Annotated in this window: 11 protein-coding genes; 3 read left to right on the top strand and 8 right to left on the bottom strand. The window is 56.5% G+C overall.

Features of this window, described 5'->3' with window-relative positions; all coding sequences use genetic code 11:
• Positions 1 to 103 precede the first annotated feature (103 nt).
• Entirely contained in the window at positions 104 to 712 is a 609-nt protein-coding gene (locus AC0L6S_RS18910) for a hypothetical protein (RefSeq protein ID WP_473425671.1), read from the bottom strand.
• Between the two features lie 91 nt (positions 713 to 803).
• On the opposite strand from AC0L6S_RS18910, the gene AC0L6S_RS18915 reads away from it, so the two are divergent.
• Positions 804 to 1,598: an SDR family oxidoreductase gene (locus AC0L6S_RS18915; RefSeq protein ID WP_473425672.1), complete on the top strand. Its 795-nt coding sequence runs from the start codon at positions 804 to 806 to the stop codon at positions 1,596 to 1,598.
• A gap of 224 nt (positions 1,599 to 1,822) precedes the next feature.
• Here AC0L6S_RS18915 and AC0L6S_RS18920 read toward each other — a convergent pair whose 3' ends face one another.
• From AC0L6S_RS18920 to AC0L6S_RS18950, 7 genes are all read right to left on the bottom strand, one after another.
• Positions 1,823 to 3,262, bottom strand: coding sequence for a coniferyl aldehyde dehydrogenase (locus tag AC0L6S_RS18920; RefSeq protein ID WP_473425673.1), 1,440 nt, complete (start codon positions 3,260 to 3,262; stop codon positions 1,823 to 1,825).
• 275 nt (positions 3,263 to 3,537) lie between these two features.
• Positions 3,538 to 4,257, bottom strand: a complete 720-nt coding sequence (locus tag AC0L6S_RS18925) for a pseudouridine synthase (RefSeq protein WP_473425674.1) — start codon at positions 4,255 to 4,257, stop codon at positions 3,538 to 3,540.
• Positions 4,258 to 4,425: 168 nt separating this feature from the next.
• Positions 4,426 to 7,248 (bottom strand): XrtA/PEP-CTERM system TPR-repeat protein PrsT, encoded by a 2,823-nt coding sequence (prsT, locus tag AC0L6S_RS18930; protein ID WP_473425675.1) that lies wholly within the window; start codon positions 7,246 to 7,248, stop codon positions 4,426 to 4,428.
• A gap of 195 nt (positions 7,249 to 7,443) precedes the next feature.
• Positions 7,444 to 8,427: a PEP-CTERM sorting domain-containing protein gene (locus AC0L6S_RS18935; protein WP_473425676.1), complete on the bottom strand. Its 984-nt coding sequence runs from the start codon at positions 8,425 to 8,427 to the stop codon at positions 7,444 to 7,446.
• A 291-nt stretch (positions 8,428 to 8,718) separates the two neighbouring features.
• Positions 8,719 to 10,035 carry an MFS transporter gene (locus tag AC0L6S_RS18940; RefSeq protein ID WP_473425677.1) on the bottom strand — a complete coding sequence of 439 codons (1,317 nt, stop codon included), beginning with the start codon at positions 10,033 to 10,035 and terminating at the stop codon, positions 8,719 to 8,721.
• 70 nt (positions 10,036 to 10,105) lie between these two features.
• The gene (locus AC0L6S_RS18945; protein WP_473425678.1) at positions 10,106 to 10,780 is read right to left on the bottom strand and encodes a hypothetical protein; all 675 of its coding nucleotides are present in this window, start codon (positions 10,778 to 10,780) and stop codon (positions 10,106 to 10,108) included.
• A 165-nt stretch (positions 10,781 to 10,945) separates the two neighbouring features.
• Positions 10,946 to 11,962: an AraC family transcriptional regulator gene (locus AC0L6S_RS18950; RefSeq protein WP_473425679.1), complete on the bottom strand. Its 1,017-nt coding sequence runs from the start codon at positions 11,960 to 11,962 to the stop codon at positions 10,946 to 10,948.
• Positions 11,963 to 12,119: 157 nt separating this feature from the next.
• Between AC0L6S_RS18950 and AC0L6S_RS18955 the strand changes: the two genes are divergently transcribed.
• Together AC0L6S_RS18955 and AC0L6S_RS18960 are read left to right on the top strand one after the other, a co-directional pair.
• A complete protein-coding gene (locus tag AC0L6S_RS18955; RefSeq protein WP_473425680.1) occupies positions 12,120 to 13,175 on the top strand; it encodes a hypothetical protein in 1,056 nt (351 codons plus the stop codon).
• A 94-nt stretch (positions 13,176 to 13,269) separates the two neighbouring features.
• Complete coding sequence (locus AC0L6S_RS18960; RefSeq protein WP_473425681.1) at positions 13,270 to 14,277, top strand: hypothetical protein; 1,008 nt, start codon at positions 13,270 to 13,272, stop codon at positions 14,275 to 14,277.
• The last annotated feature ends 267 nt before the right edge of the window (positions 14,278 to 14,544 follow it).

Below are 14,544 nucleotides of genomic sequence, written 5' to 3' on the forward strand. Positions count from 1 at the left end.
GTCTGTCGGCCCGCCATGGGTGAGTCCATAGGAGTGTATCTTAGGACGAGACCTGCGTGCCACGATTGACTAATGTCAATCGCAGGCGATTGTGTTCAGCGCCCTATTCGTCTTCCGTCAGATGCTGCCAGATGGGTGAGCTGAAGGCGGGTTCGTGCACCGGGCCATCCGGGCCGCGCGGGTCCAGCGAGTGGCGGCTGTCGCAGGTGGGCAGCAAGCGGGTGCCGCGGGCCGTCAGGGTGCGGTTGGCTTCGCCGTGCCGGTACAGCACCGTGTGCCGTACACGCTCGCCGGGCGCGGTCAGCATGATGAAATCCGGTTCCATGTAGACGTCGGTTGCCGCACCGAGTTTGCGCGCATTGAAGGTGAGAATGCCGGGGCCGCCGGACATGCCAATATTCTCGTAGGCGCCTGGCCCCAGCTGATCGAACACCAGCAGATTGTCCTGCAGGCTGCCGGTGAAGGTCTTGGCGGAGGCTTCGCGGCCGCGAATATGCACATTGGTCAGCGCAAAGCGTTCACCGTCAAAATCGATGTACACCAGATTGTCGAAGGGTCCCGGCCCCGGACTTCCGCTACCAGCGGCGGAATCGTCATCCAGCGGCGTCCCGTCGAGATTGTAGAGCTCAATATGATCGTGCCAGGTGCCGCGCAATTGCAGCAGATTGTGCCCGACGGAGCCGATAGGAAATGTGGGATAAGGTCTGGTCATACGACTAATGTTATATCAATATATCAAATTGTGTAAGATGCAATTACAGCAGAACAGCAGTTTGTTATAGCGGCGATTTACGGAGAGCGCAATGAAGACAGTAGTAATAACCGGTAGTACACGCGGTATTGGGCGAGGGCTGGCCGAGAATTTCCTCGCTCGGGGTTGTCAGGTGGTCATCAGCGGACGCAGCCAGAAGGCGGTCGATAGCGTGCTGGCGGAGCTGAACGCCGGCGACAAGGCCGCTGGCTTCGCCTGTGAGATCACCAGCCCCGAGCAGGTACAGGCGCTCTGGGACGGTGCTGTAGCGCGATTTTCCCGCGTGGATGTGTGGATTAACAATGCTGGTATCAGCGCGCCGCGCCAGAACCTGGCCGATACCGATATTTCTGCGATTGAGCAGGTGGTGCAGGTCAATCTGTGCGGGTTGCTGCTGGCCAACCGGGTCGCGCTGCGGGGTATGACAGCGCAGCGCGGTGGGCAGATCTGGAATATGGAAGGCTTCGGCAGCGGCGGCCAGACTCAGCCGGGCATGGCGGTATACGGGGCTACCAAGCGGGCCGTCAACTACCTGAACAAGGCCCTGCAGAAAGAGCTGGGCGATACCGGTGTACAGGTGTGCACTCTGAGCCCGGGTATAGTGGTGACAGACCTGCTGGTCGGTGACTACGACACCAGCTCACCTGAATGGCAGAAGAGCAAGAAAATCTTCAACATCCTCGGCGACAAGGTCGAGACGGTAACCCCATTTCTGGTCGACGGTATTCTCAAGGCTAACAAGAGCGGCGCAAAAGTCGCGTGGTTGACCGGCGGTAAGGCATTCGGCCGCTTTATGACGGCGGCGTTCAAAAAGCGGGATCTATTTTCCGATGCCGAGGGGGCATAGCCCACTTATCAAAAAAATGGGTTCAGGTCGGTGTCCCAGGCCTGACTTAGGTTCTGTGGTATGAAATTGCGGTGCTTAGGGCCAGGGCTGTGCGAGGCAGAAGGAGCTGCTCTTCCTTTATAGGGCCATGCAGCCCTTCATGGCGGGGCTGCATAGTAACTATCATCCGACTAACGCGGACCCCGGAACTGCCCTGCGTTCGTCTCCGACAATTGCAGAGCGCTCTACAACTTCAGCTTGATCATCAGCGTGTATAGAGTTCTGAATACCTTTCCGTAGGGAGGGTATAGCAGCGGCAATGCTGAATAACGGAACTGGGAAAAAATCGGCCGCATCTTGCTGAACTCTATAAAGCCCTCATGCCCGTGGTAGTGCCCCATACCTGAGGCGCCTACTCCACCGAAGGGAATGTCGTGCTGTGCGACGTGGAAGGAGCAGTCATTGATACTGACGCCACCGGAAATCGTGTTCTTGATGACCCTGTCCTGCAATTGCTTGTCATCGCTGAACAGGTAGAGCCCCAGCGGGCGGTCGCGGTGGTTGATGTAATTCAGTACCTGGTCGATATCGGTATAGGTTCTTACCGGGAACAGCGGGCCGAAAATTTCCTCCTGCATGATCGTTGCGTCATCGGGGGCATCCAGCACCAGATGGGGAGGAAGCAGCCGTGTCTCTTCGTTGGGCTCGAAACCGGGTGTGAGATTGACCAGCGTTGCACCTTTTCCCTGAGCATCATTCATGGTGGCGGTCAGGCGAGCGTAGGAGCTGTCATCGATCACCGTGGTGAACTGCCCGTTGTCCAGTTGTGGATAGCGCTGCGCGACAATTTTCTTCGCAGCGGCGACGAAAGCCTCTTTCTTTGCTGCGGGCACGTACACGTAATCCGGCGCGACACAGGTCTGGCCTGCATTCATGAATTTGGTGAACAGTATCCTGCTGGCGGCCAGTTCCACATCGAAATCTTCGGCGATAATGGTGGGCGACTTGCCGCCGAGTTCCAGAGTGACCGGTGTCAGGTTCTCTGCGGCGGCTTTCATCACGGTGCGCCCGGTTTCTGCCGAGCCGGTAAAAATGACGTGATCAAAGGGCAGCGTGGTGAACTCCGAGCCCCGCACGCCGGGCAGCAGCGCCAGCGTACTCTCGTCAAACTTTTCGCTGATCAATTTGTGCATCAACTCACAGAGGTTGGCCGAGTTGGCCGCCATTTTGACCATGCAGCGATTGCCCGCCGCCAAAGCGCTGGCCAATGGCCCCATCACCAGGAACAATGGATAGTTCCAGGGCGCGACAACACCCACCACACCCTTGGGCTGGGCCAGTACCTTGTTACTGGCACCGGCGAACCAGATGGATACGCCGCGCCGCTGCGGTTTCATCCACTTCTTTAGCCGCTTGCGACAGTAGCGAAAGCCGTCGATAGAGAGGAAGAGCTCCAGCATCTTACTTTCCTCAACTGCGCGGTTGCCAAAGTCCCTGCTGATGGCCTGGGCGATGGCGTCCTGGTTGTCGACCAGAATCTGCTCCAGCTTCAGCAGGTTATCGCGACGCTCTTCGTAGGAGGGGTAGGGGTTGTCCAGATAGGCCTGCCGCTGCAACTGTAGGATACGCTGTGCCTCGTTGCGGGGTTCGGTTGGAAATTGGGTGATCTGCGCTGTTTGTGCCATGGTTGGACCTCCTCGCACCTGATTGCCGGGTAGAGGTGAAAGGTAGCATATTATCGGGAGTTTGGGGCCAGGCCTCCCAATCCCATGATCGCGCTTCGGGGTCGCTGCGGTTTAATCGGAATTCACTTTTAGCCAGGGCAATAAAACCTGGTTTTTGATGAGGCCGCAGGCGTCAGCGTGTGCTGCGAGGTAGCGCTGTTGTCATTGCTTGGGTGAATAAGGCAATGCAAGTCGCATGAGGAGAGGCGGCACAGCAGTCTACATGGCTGCGCTGTTCAAAACAGGCTATCGAGTTCAACTTGAGTCAATGGCCTGTACTCGCCCTGTCCGAGTTCTGCATCCAGTGTCACGTTACCAATGGCAATACGGTGCAGTGTTTGCACTTTGTTGTTGAAACGGCCGAACATACGTTTTATCTGGTGATAGCGTCCCTCAGTAAGGCGCAGTTCCGCGCTGCAATCGGACAGTATCTTAAGTGAGACAGGGCGGGTTGTGATGTCCTCAAAGGGGAAATACATGCCCTGCGCGAACGCATCAACGTACTGCTCAGTCAGTGGCTGTTCCAGCGTGACGTGATACACTTTTTGCACCGGATTGTGGGTGCAGGCCAGCCGTCGTGACCAGCGTCCGTCATTGGTCAGTAGCAGCAACCCCGTGGAGTTGTAATCGAGCCGGCCGGCAATGTGCAGGCCGCTGGCCATGCTCTGATCGAGCAGGTCGATAACGGTGCGGTGTTTATCGTCTCTGGTTGCACTCACCACCCCGCGCGGTTTATTCAGCATGAGGTAGGTTGCCGCATAGTCCTGCAGAACCTCACCGTCCAGTGTGATATGGCTGAACTGGTCGATCACCTGATTGATCTTACGGGCCGTCTGGCCATTCAAACAGACACGACCACTGGCCAGCAACGCTCTCACATCGCGACGATTCACACCGACGCGGCTGCTGATAAAGCGATCCAGGCGAAAACGCCTGGGCTGGCCTGCTGCTGTCACTCAGTCGGCTCCGGAATGTGTGCCAGTCGGTTGGGTTAATAGAACTGGATGTCGAGGCAGCATATCAAACGCCTTGGTGTTAAACCATTTTGGCTTCGTGGAAGTCGAGAGATCAGTCTGTGGCACGCTCTACCGAGTTCTTATTAGCCAATCGGTGTCCGCCACCGGTTATTGTAACGACAACAACAACTGCTCTGCTTCCTTCTGATCTGCGAATGGCGCCCTGTCAATGCTCAGTAGGTTTTTCAAAATCTTGATTGCAGTGGCTTTGTTGCCCGACTGTGCTTCAATTCTGGCCTGGTGATACTGCAACTCGGGGTTGTCCGGTGACGCTGAAACAGCGCGTTTAATGTTCTCGAGCGCGTCGCTATAGTGTCCGGCATCGGCTTGTATAAGAGCCAGTGTATCCAGCCTGTTCGCGCTGCCCGGATCGAGAGAAACGGACAATCGAGCGAGTTCAAAGGCTTCCTGAGGCTGATCTGCACGTAAGTGCCAAGCGAGATTGTTGAGCGCGGCGCCGTTCTTTGGTTGTTGCTTTACTACCTCCCGATACTGTTCAATCGCTTCGTCAACTTGATCGGAGCGCGATAACAAGCCGGCCAAAGCCATGCGAGCCTGAACATCGATGGGTTTGTTGGACACCCAGCCCCGAAGTACTTGTATCGCTTCCTTGTCGCCTTCGGTTTGGTTCAACAGGCGCACCAGTTCCTGCACGGCCGCTGCCTCCTCACCTGTTGGCAGTGTCTGATTGGGCTGTTCGCTGGCCCGTGAGGTATTCGGGGTACCCTGTGCGGCTGTCTTCAGCGCCAGTACCTCTGGCGAACTGGGAGCAAGCACGTCCAGGCGTTTCATATGCTGTTCAAACTGCACGGTATCGCCATCGCTTCTGGCAATCCTTGCCATCGATAAGAGCGCCGGGACGAAGTTCTTATCAAGCTCGTGGGCGCGCTGCAGCTCAACTCGGGCTTTTCGTTCGTCGCCAGCACCTGCGGCTGCTGTGGCCAGTAAATAGTGAGTCAGTGCGGTGCTCTCGGCCTGCGCCTCAATCAACTGTTCCAGATCGTAGGTCGCTCTGCTGTACTGTTTTTGTGCCAGACGGGACATAGCGATTATGCCCAGCACTTTGGGGGATTGCTGCTGTGACTCAGGCAGTGCGGCAAACAGCGGTGGAATCTTCTCCGGTGTATCTGTTCCGAGATAGTGCCGGGCCAGCATCATTCTCGGTTCCAGGGCGTTTGGGTGCACCTCGCTGGCGTGCTTCAGCTGGGCAATGGCGTCGGCCACGTGTCCCGCCTGGGCCGTCAGGGCTGCCAACTCCAGTAGGGCGGGCAGGTAGTTCGGCCTTTCTGCCAGCACAGCCTGATATCGACTGCGGCTGGCATCGATGTCACCCGCGTGTTGGTCTATTTTTGCTAGCGCGTGATTGGCGTCGGGGTCACCCGGGTCGATGGACAGCACTTTGTTAAAAGCAATCTTCGCCTCGTCAACTTGTTGGTTTGCCAGGTATTTCAGTCCCAATAGTTTGTGCGCTCGTGAATCTTCGGGGTGGCGCGCTGCATAGTCTTGTGCGGCCGCTATCGCATCGCCGATATCCGTTGCGCTCATCACTCTCAGAATATGTGTCTTTTCCAGCGTAGGATCCAGTGCCAAAGCGGCTTCAAACTCGCGTTGGGCCTCATCAGTCTGGCCATCGATCAGTAGACCCGCGCCTAATTCATACTTGGCGACAGCCGAGTCCGGTGCCATTTGCTGCAATGTTCCAAGTATCCTCAGTGCTTGATCGGTCTTCCCTTGCAACAGCAGGGCCTTCGCCATGAGGTTCAGCGCCAGTGGATCCGTCGGGTTCGCGTCCAGTGCAGGGCGCAGCGTATTCAGCGTATCCTGTGGCTGGGTGTTTTTGAGATACACGCTGGCCAACAGCATACGGCCCGGCACAAACCCGGGGTTCAGGTCTACTTGCCGCTGCGCCTGTCTCAAGGCCCCAACATCGTCACCCTCCGCCAGATTGGCTCCCGCCAGGTAGAACAGAGTGAGAGGGTATTGTTCTGCGGCAGGTTCCGCTAGGGTCAGTGCGGCAATACTGTCTGCGTAGTTGCCATTGTGAAAATCGAGAGCCCCCTGTAGAAAATTGCTCATAGCGTGTTTCGGTGCGACTTCCATCAGGAATTCGACATCGGTCACCACAGCGTCGAAATTGCGCAGGCTCAAATTGATCTGTGCGCGTTTGAATCGGTCTTGCAGTGTGTCTGCCGACAGGCCGGTGGCGAACTCGACATTGTCTGGCGCCAGCGCGATGGCGGTTTCAAAGGCCGCCAGAGCCTCGGGCAGTTTTTGTTGGCTACTCAGCAGCTCACCCTTGAGGCTCCAGGCATCGAGTTTGTCAGGCCGCAACAGCAGGACACGGTCAATCACAACAAGCGCCCCGTCAATATCACCAGACACGCCCAGCATTCGCGCCTCGGCGATTTGTACTTCAACGTCGTCGGGGTGGGACTCCACCGCCTTTGCGATATACGTGTCCGCTGTCCAGGTGTCGCCCTGTACGACTTGTGCCAGCGCTTGTTGCGCCCGTAGTTGTGCCGCCGCCTGTGGTTCCAGGCCTGCACTGGAGAGTTCCATAACCCGCGATAGCTCGCCCTCACTGAGCAGGGCTTTTGCCAGTGCCGGCAAAACATCGTTGGGGTTCCAGCCCAGCTCCCTGGCGCGCTCAAGTTCCTTGGCGGCGGCCTTCATATTGCGGTTTTCAAGGTAGGATTTGCCGAGCATCCACCGTGCGCGAGCCATTGTTTCCGGCTGGCTATCGGCAGCATCCAGTGCGCTCTTCAATTCCAGAATGGCTTCAGTGTAGTTCTGCGCGTCGAATTGCTGCTTCGCCTGGCGCATGTACTGTGTACTGTTAGTGCCATCGCTACAGGCAGGCAGCGCCAGAATACACGCCGCCAAAGCGAACGTTTGCGTGTATCTCATCAGGGACGATCTTATTTCATGCATAGCGTTTTCCAGGGGCAGTCAGCACAGCAAAGCCCGCGCCATGGACGCGTTGACAGATATCCCGAGCCAGGTTGCATAGTCACAACGAGGTCGCTCCGGATCTGGAGCGGCCGTGTCAGAGGAGAGGCAAGTGAGCCCATAAGAGACAAATACTATGGACCCTCAAGCCCGCAGTGGCGGGCTTGAGGGTTGGCATCAGGCTTTGCGGCGCCTTGTAAAAACCATGCCCGCGAGCCCCAGACCAAGCAGCGTGAGGCTCGCGGGTGCTGGCACGTCAACGACCAGCATGGCATTGCTGACCTCTACGTTGTCGAAGTACAGGCCCTCACCAGCGGTGCCAGGTGCGGCGGTACCGCGCATGGCGAACACCAGCGAATCAACTGCACGCGGTGTGCCAACGGGCCCGGAATCCGGCAGATTGTAAAAATACGATTCCCAGCTTGTTCCGGTGTGAATCAGTGAGCCGTCCAGTAGTATGTTAACAATGTCGTTACCCATTTCGCTGCCAGGGGCACCAGTGCCAAGGCCATCGACAAATTCAATATACATCTCGACCTTGTGGAAGTCGGTGTAATTCAGCCCGGTAGCGATGGTCGTGGCATTGAATCCGGTGCCCGTTGTATCGTAGAACCCCAGGTCGAAGCCACTGCCTGTATCCTCAATCGAGATATAGGAATTTCTCAAGGTACTCTGCTTGGCGCCAGCATTGATCGACGCAAAGAGATCGGTCTGAGCGGCGCCGGTTGCGGATTTGAATTCGAAAGCGCCATAGAAATAGGAGTCAGTCGCTGTGCCCGAGGACAGTGGCGGGTTATTCGGCATCGTGTGGTCACCGCCGTAGTCATTGTAGAGACCGGCACCGGTCTCGCCAGCGATCTGGGGCGCTGTCTGAGACCATGATTGGTTGCTGATGCTGCCCGAGGTTGTCGAGTTTGATATCCGCCAGACGTTATTGCCGCCATCGTCAACAATGTTTTCATCAAACAGTTCGGCACTATTTCCGAACGAGTCTTCAACCGTCCATCCACCCTGGCCATTGACGGACTGGTTTACGGTGAATGTCTCGAAGTCTTCTGGTGCTGCGAAGGCGCTTTGTGAGCTGATGATCGATGCTAGGAGGGTTGGTAACAAGAGATGTGAGAAGTGTGTTGGGTAGTTCCCTCTATTATTGAATTCCATGGTTGAGCTCCTTGATGTTATTACAAATAGCTTCATGCTATTCGGGGTTTGATTAGGCAAATACCGTGCCGGTGGAATGTAACCTTCTTGGTTTCAATCAGTTACATGTATTTGGAAAGGTCGGGCTTGTCCGGGATGTAAAAAATCCTGACAAATTTCACCGTAGAAAACTGAAACTTGGGGTCATAAAACGGCAGGCTTGGGCGCTGGCGCCACGGGTTCAAGTCTCCCATATTCCAACGAGGCTTGAGCTTGATCGGTGGCCTGCCGTCGACGGCTATCGGGGTGGGTTCAGGCCGTGCGAGGCCCGGCAGCATCCCTGCGCAACACTACCAGCGCCCACATCAGCACCACGAATGAGATCAGCCCGAAGAACACAAACGGCCCGGATTTCAGCCAGTGGTCGAACAGGTAACCGCCCACTACGCTGGCAATCAGTATTCCTATCGCTCCGGTGAGTGTGAACACCCCCACAACCGAGCCGCGCAGTCGGTCGGGTGCGTGCTCGGCAATGAGCACGCCGCTGGTAATTATGCAGCCGACTTCTGCCATGCCGATGAAGATGAGCGAGATGATGGACCCCACCGAGAAAGGGTCTTCAATGAAATAGGTGCTGCTGTACCCAACAGCGCTGATGGTCAACGTGATTGCCAGCGCAGCAATACGGTTGATGCGATCTGCCAGGATGCCGAAGATGGGGGCGCTCAGCAGTGAGGCCCCGTAGGATATCGCGACTACGCTGCCGCCCTTGGCCAGCGCATCTGCGGCTGTCATATCCAGTACTGTCGTACCGTAGATTGTCGCCCACAGGGTAAAAAACGTACCGACCACAGCGAGGTTACCGCGGGCGACGAAGGATGCCGCATAAGCCAGTGCGATCACCGGTCGACGCGCCTCCTGCATGCCCTCCTGCAGTTGTCGCAAAATGGGGACACGCGTCGCGTCCTTGTTCGTTACGCCCTTGCGTAAACCAATGAACATCAATACTGCGATCGTGGCAGTCACGGCACCCATGGTGGTGTAGGTGGCGAACGCTGCGCTTTCGGCATCCATGCCGCCGTCTTTGAACATCGCCGGCAATTTCAACAGGAACAGGGCCGCTGTCATCGCGCCCAGACCGTTCATTATGCCCAGTAAACCCGTGGCCTTGCCGCGACTGGCATTGGCTACGTAGTCCGCCATCAGGGTGATCATCATGGTGCTTATCGATGCGATCCCGGCGGAGTACACCACGCGTGCGAGCAACAGGTCATTGACGTCTCGTGCCACGCCATACAGCACGATACCGGATGCGGTGAGGATAAAGCCGACTGCTGTCACCAATCGTCGCCCGACACGGTCGGACATGGAACCCCAGAATCCCACCGTGAGGATGATAACGATCTCACCCCAGAAGTTGAGGTTGCCGCTGACAACCCCCTGGCTGGACGGGTCGAGTTTTAATACCTCTCCCAACAGGAAAGGTTGGGTTTGTGGCACGAAGGTGGCCAGCATGATGGCGGCGTAGCAGCACAGGTAGAACGTCAGCATGTTGCGTGTGAGCGTGCCCTGGTTGAGGCTGATGCCGATGAAGCTGCCCTGGCCGGGTATGGATTGTTGGTCGCTCATAGTCTGTCCAGTTTTATGTAGTTTTCACTGGATACGAGACCCAGCCCTAGGTGGATCACAATGACGTTGCTCACCCCAGCAGGTGAATACCCAGTGCTGCACTGGTAAACAGGCCGGCCCATATCAGCCACACGAAGGGGCGGCAGCGGTCGATACAGCGCGCCATGGTGGCATTGGCTGTCGACAGCGCGTCGCCCGTTTGATCGCCGCCGCTCATCATCTGAACAAAGGCCGGAACGAAGGGCTTCAGGTTGATTCTGATTGCAATGCCGCAGCAGACCATCAGTGCGAAAATGACTACCTTGGCCTGAGCCCAGCTCGCGCCCTGGCCCGATAACGCCAGCGATGCCGCCCAGCCAAGCAGTACCAGTACCACCGCTATGCGAAAGTACAGGTCTATCTGCGACAGTTTCTGTGTGAACGGCTTGCCCTCATTCAGGTACAGAACCAGTACGACGGTAAACCAGTAGGCGCCCACCAACCATGCTGCGGCGATCATCGCCGGTGAGACAGGCAGCGCCCCGGACAGGCTTGCCAGATGAATGCCCAGAGGGAGTATTGCAGGCATCGCCAGTTTTGGCCCCATATCGCAGGCCAGCATGATTTTCAGGGCCACCTGGCGAGATTGTGCTGACAGCTTATCGTTAACGACCTGTCGGCTGGCGATGAACGTCCCCAGGTCGCCGCCCAGCCAGTAGACGAAGGCGATCAGGTGGGCATATTTCAGTAGCAGGTAGCTGCTCATCGTGGTCTGCGTCCAGGGCCGGGGAATAGATGATCGTCGGTCATTATAGCCCGGCTGCTCGTGCTCCTTTTGATAATTATCATGCTGGCGGGCCTGCTTGTGATTACTATTATGGCAATTGCTCTGGGTGTGGCGAGGGTGGAAGTCCCGTCACAGAGGATCCGCTCATTTCAGGGTTGCAGCCTGGGACCTCGCTTGCCCGGGAGTCGTCCCCATCCACCTTTTGTAGGCGGCGTTGAAGGCTGTCAGGTGCTGATAACCCAGCAGTGAGGCAATCTCCTGTATTGGCAACGACGTTTGCGCCAGATAGTGGGTGGCGCGCTCCTGTCTGACGCGATCAAGAATCACCTGATAGGAAACATTTTCCTGCTGTAACCGCCGTCGCAACGTGCGCTCATTCATGTTCAGGTGGCAGGCCAGGCTCTTCTGGTCCGGCTCCCCCTGCGGTAGCTGCTCTGTGAGCCAGGTAGCCACTCTGGTCACCAGGCTGGGGCCATTGATGGCGGCTTTTAAACACTCAGCTTCTTTGGTCATCACCTGATAGATAAAGGGGTCGGACCGCGATATCGGCAGCGCCAGCGTGCTGCGGCTGTAGATAACTTTGGCTACTGGCTGGTCAAACCGGATGCTTGTGCCGAAAGTATCGTGCCAGATATCGAGATTTTCCGGGGCATCGTGGGTGAAATGAACTGCGATGTTCAGCAGGCTCTTGTTTGCCAGCAGTTCCCCAAGGGTGACCCAGGAGGCAAAGAAGAGACCTTCCAGCAGGGCGAAATAGTGGCCGCCGGTCATCGACCAGTGCACCTCCACGCTGGAGTCGTGCTCAACCACCTCGGTACTAGCCAGCGACACCACTAGGGCCTCGTACTCGGGCAGTAGCCGTAAAGCATCGAACAACGTTTCTCCATTGGCAGCGGCATAGCCCAGCGCATTGTAGCTTGAGAGCGCCAACTCACGACCAATACGCAAGCCAATGCCATCATCGCCCGTATGATTCTGGAGCAGCAGCAGTAGCTTGGTGAAGCACAAAAAGCCGACGCGTGAAGTTGGGTTGTGCAGGGCTTCCTCGTCAATGGCAGCGGTCTTCAAACAGGTAGCGGCGTTGAGGTCGAGCCCCAGGGACTCGACAGCAGCCAGCACGCCTGTGACAAGCGATGCTGCGACGGTGTTGTCGGATTTCATTGTCTCATTATTTTTGGCCAGCATTCATAACTAAATGGCCTGCTCTCGTTCGTGTTTTTGCTTATTAAGGCGGTATCTTACGCATCGATCATTCAATTACAAGACAGGGGTCACTGATGCGGTAGCCGCCGTATCGCGACAGGTGAATCCCTGCTGCATGGCCCAAATCACCCCAACCGTGTGTGCTGCGGTGAAAGAAATGGAGGTAATCAGTTTGCGTGTACGGATGCGTGGTCCGCTTTTCGCTTTGTTGTTCGCCGGTCTGCTGGCGGGCTGTAGCGATAGCAATAATAGCGATGGCAATGTCGTTGACGTTGCCGATATAGCACTGGCGGACAATGTGCTCGTGATGACTGAGCAGGCGATTCCCAACCTCTATCTGCAGCAGGCGCTGAACGACGGTGAAACAGATCCGGCAGCCCGCTTGAGCGGCGATATCATGGGCCGCACTATCACCATCGTAAAATTGCGCGGCAAAGCGAGTCATGTCGGCGTTGATATCACCCAGTCGCCACCGGAGTACATCGATTACGATGCCACCGTGCCAGAAACGCAAATCTGGATCGCCGAATACCCTGAAACAAGAGAACTCGATCTGCGCACAGATGAAACAGGTTGGTGGACACTCTATGTCGTCAAGGATACCGGCATCGATCTGGAATTCTCTTTCGTGTTTGAAAAAGACGGCTGGGCGACAACCAAAACCAATATTCATACGATCAATGACGAGGACAATACCGATTTCGGTATCCAGCTTATTGATGGCGACTACTACCACTTCAGTATGGTGCCCTATATCGAGGCGATCATGCGCGGTAGCGGCCACCCCAATTTCTTTTTTGAATCCGCGCTGGTGGTTACGGTCGGTAAATCCTGGAGCAGCCTGCACGACGACCGTTTGCCGCACGGCGACCCGGGCGCTGTCGCCACCATAAGTCCCGGCCCGGAAAACTACATCGGCCCGATTTACTTCAACAAGGATGTGATCCCCGATCTTACACAGCCCGATGTGTCGGTCGACGGCGGTGTCGCATGGCTGAGCCTCTCGCGCGACAAAATCTACTCTGTCAGCGCAGAGAAAGAAGGTGTGAACTACGCCACAGCCAGGTTCAACGTATCCAAAGCCGATGAGGAATACGGTGTAACGCTCTATATAGCGTCTCCACCGGACTCAGTGGAAGGTGACAATGACTCCGGACCAGGTGATCCCTGAGAGAGCGGCATTGAATATTACATCGGCCTCCAGAGCGTCTTTTGTCCGGATTGCGTCTGGAGGCCTCCAAACAACCATTAAAAAAGAGGTGAACATGTTAAAGCGATATTCCGGCTGGTTAATGATTCTATTGGCTGTCAGTCTCATACAGGCCTGCAGCAACGGGAACAACAACAATAATAGCGGCACAGTGACTGAGGAGCCGGTAACGGAGGAGCCAGTCATCCTGCCCGATAATGTCCTGCTCTTTACTGAGCGCGATGTTTCCAATGCCACGTTGCAGCAGCTTATTGAGGATGGTGAGGAAGACCCCAGCGTGCGCCTCGCTGGTGATATCGACGGTCAGTCGGTCACTATCGTAAAGCTGCGCGGCAAGACCAACCATTTTGGCCGTGATAAAGATCTGCAATACATTGACTACCACGCCACGGTACCCGACACCCTTATCTGGATTGCCGAATACCCCGAGACCCGCGATCTGGATATTCGCACAGACGATACCGGCTGGTGGACCCTGTACATCGTCAAGGACGCAGGCGTCGATCTGGAGTTCTCCTTCATATTCGAAAAGACTGACTGGATAACCACCAAGACCAACGTCAATACGATTGTGGATGAGGACGATGTCGATTTCGCCATCCAGTATATTGACCCCTACTTCTTTGAGTTCGCCATGCTGCCACTGGTAGAGAGCATGATGAGGGGCAACGGCTACCCCAATTTCTTCTTTGAGAATGCCATGGTTGTCACCGTGGGCAAGTCCTGGGGCAGTATGCACGACGACAGACTCCCCCATGGCGACCCCGGCGCGACGGTCTCTCTCACGCCCATGTCAGATGATTTAATCCCCCCGATTTATTTCAATAAGGACGTGATACCCGATCTCACGCAGGAGGATGTGTCGGTCGATGGCGGTGTCACCTGGCTGAATATGCCGCAGGAAGGCACTTACTATGCCACCGCGCATAAACCCGGCGTGAACTACCCGACGGTCAAGTTCACTTTCACCCAGGCTGACAAAGACGCCGGTGTGCAACTGTATATCGCATCGCCCCCGGATTCGCTGGAGGGCGACAACGATTCCCCTCCCGGTGAGTACTAGCGCGGTTGCGGTGGGCGAGGCTGTCGGCCCTGCTCCCTGGCAATAATCGTACGGCGGGTCCGCATTGGCCCCGCCGCATTTCCCCCTGCAACACCCTATAGCCGGGCCATCGCCCCGTCCTCCGCAGCGGCCCCACGCTGTCGGTGCCCGATGGTCAGCTGTATCTGCTCCCGGCTAACTGCTAACCGCTAACGGCTTCCCGCTAATGGCTTCCCGCAAATGGCCTCGCGCCTTGCGCGGCAGGGACTGGGAAATCCATTCGCATGG

The sequence above is a fragment of the Halioglobus sp. D3-4 genome (genome assembly GCF_055809315.1).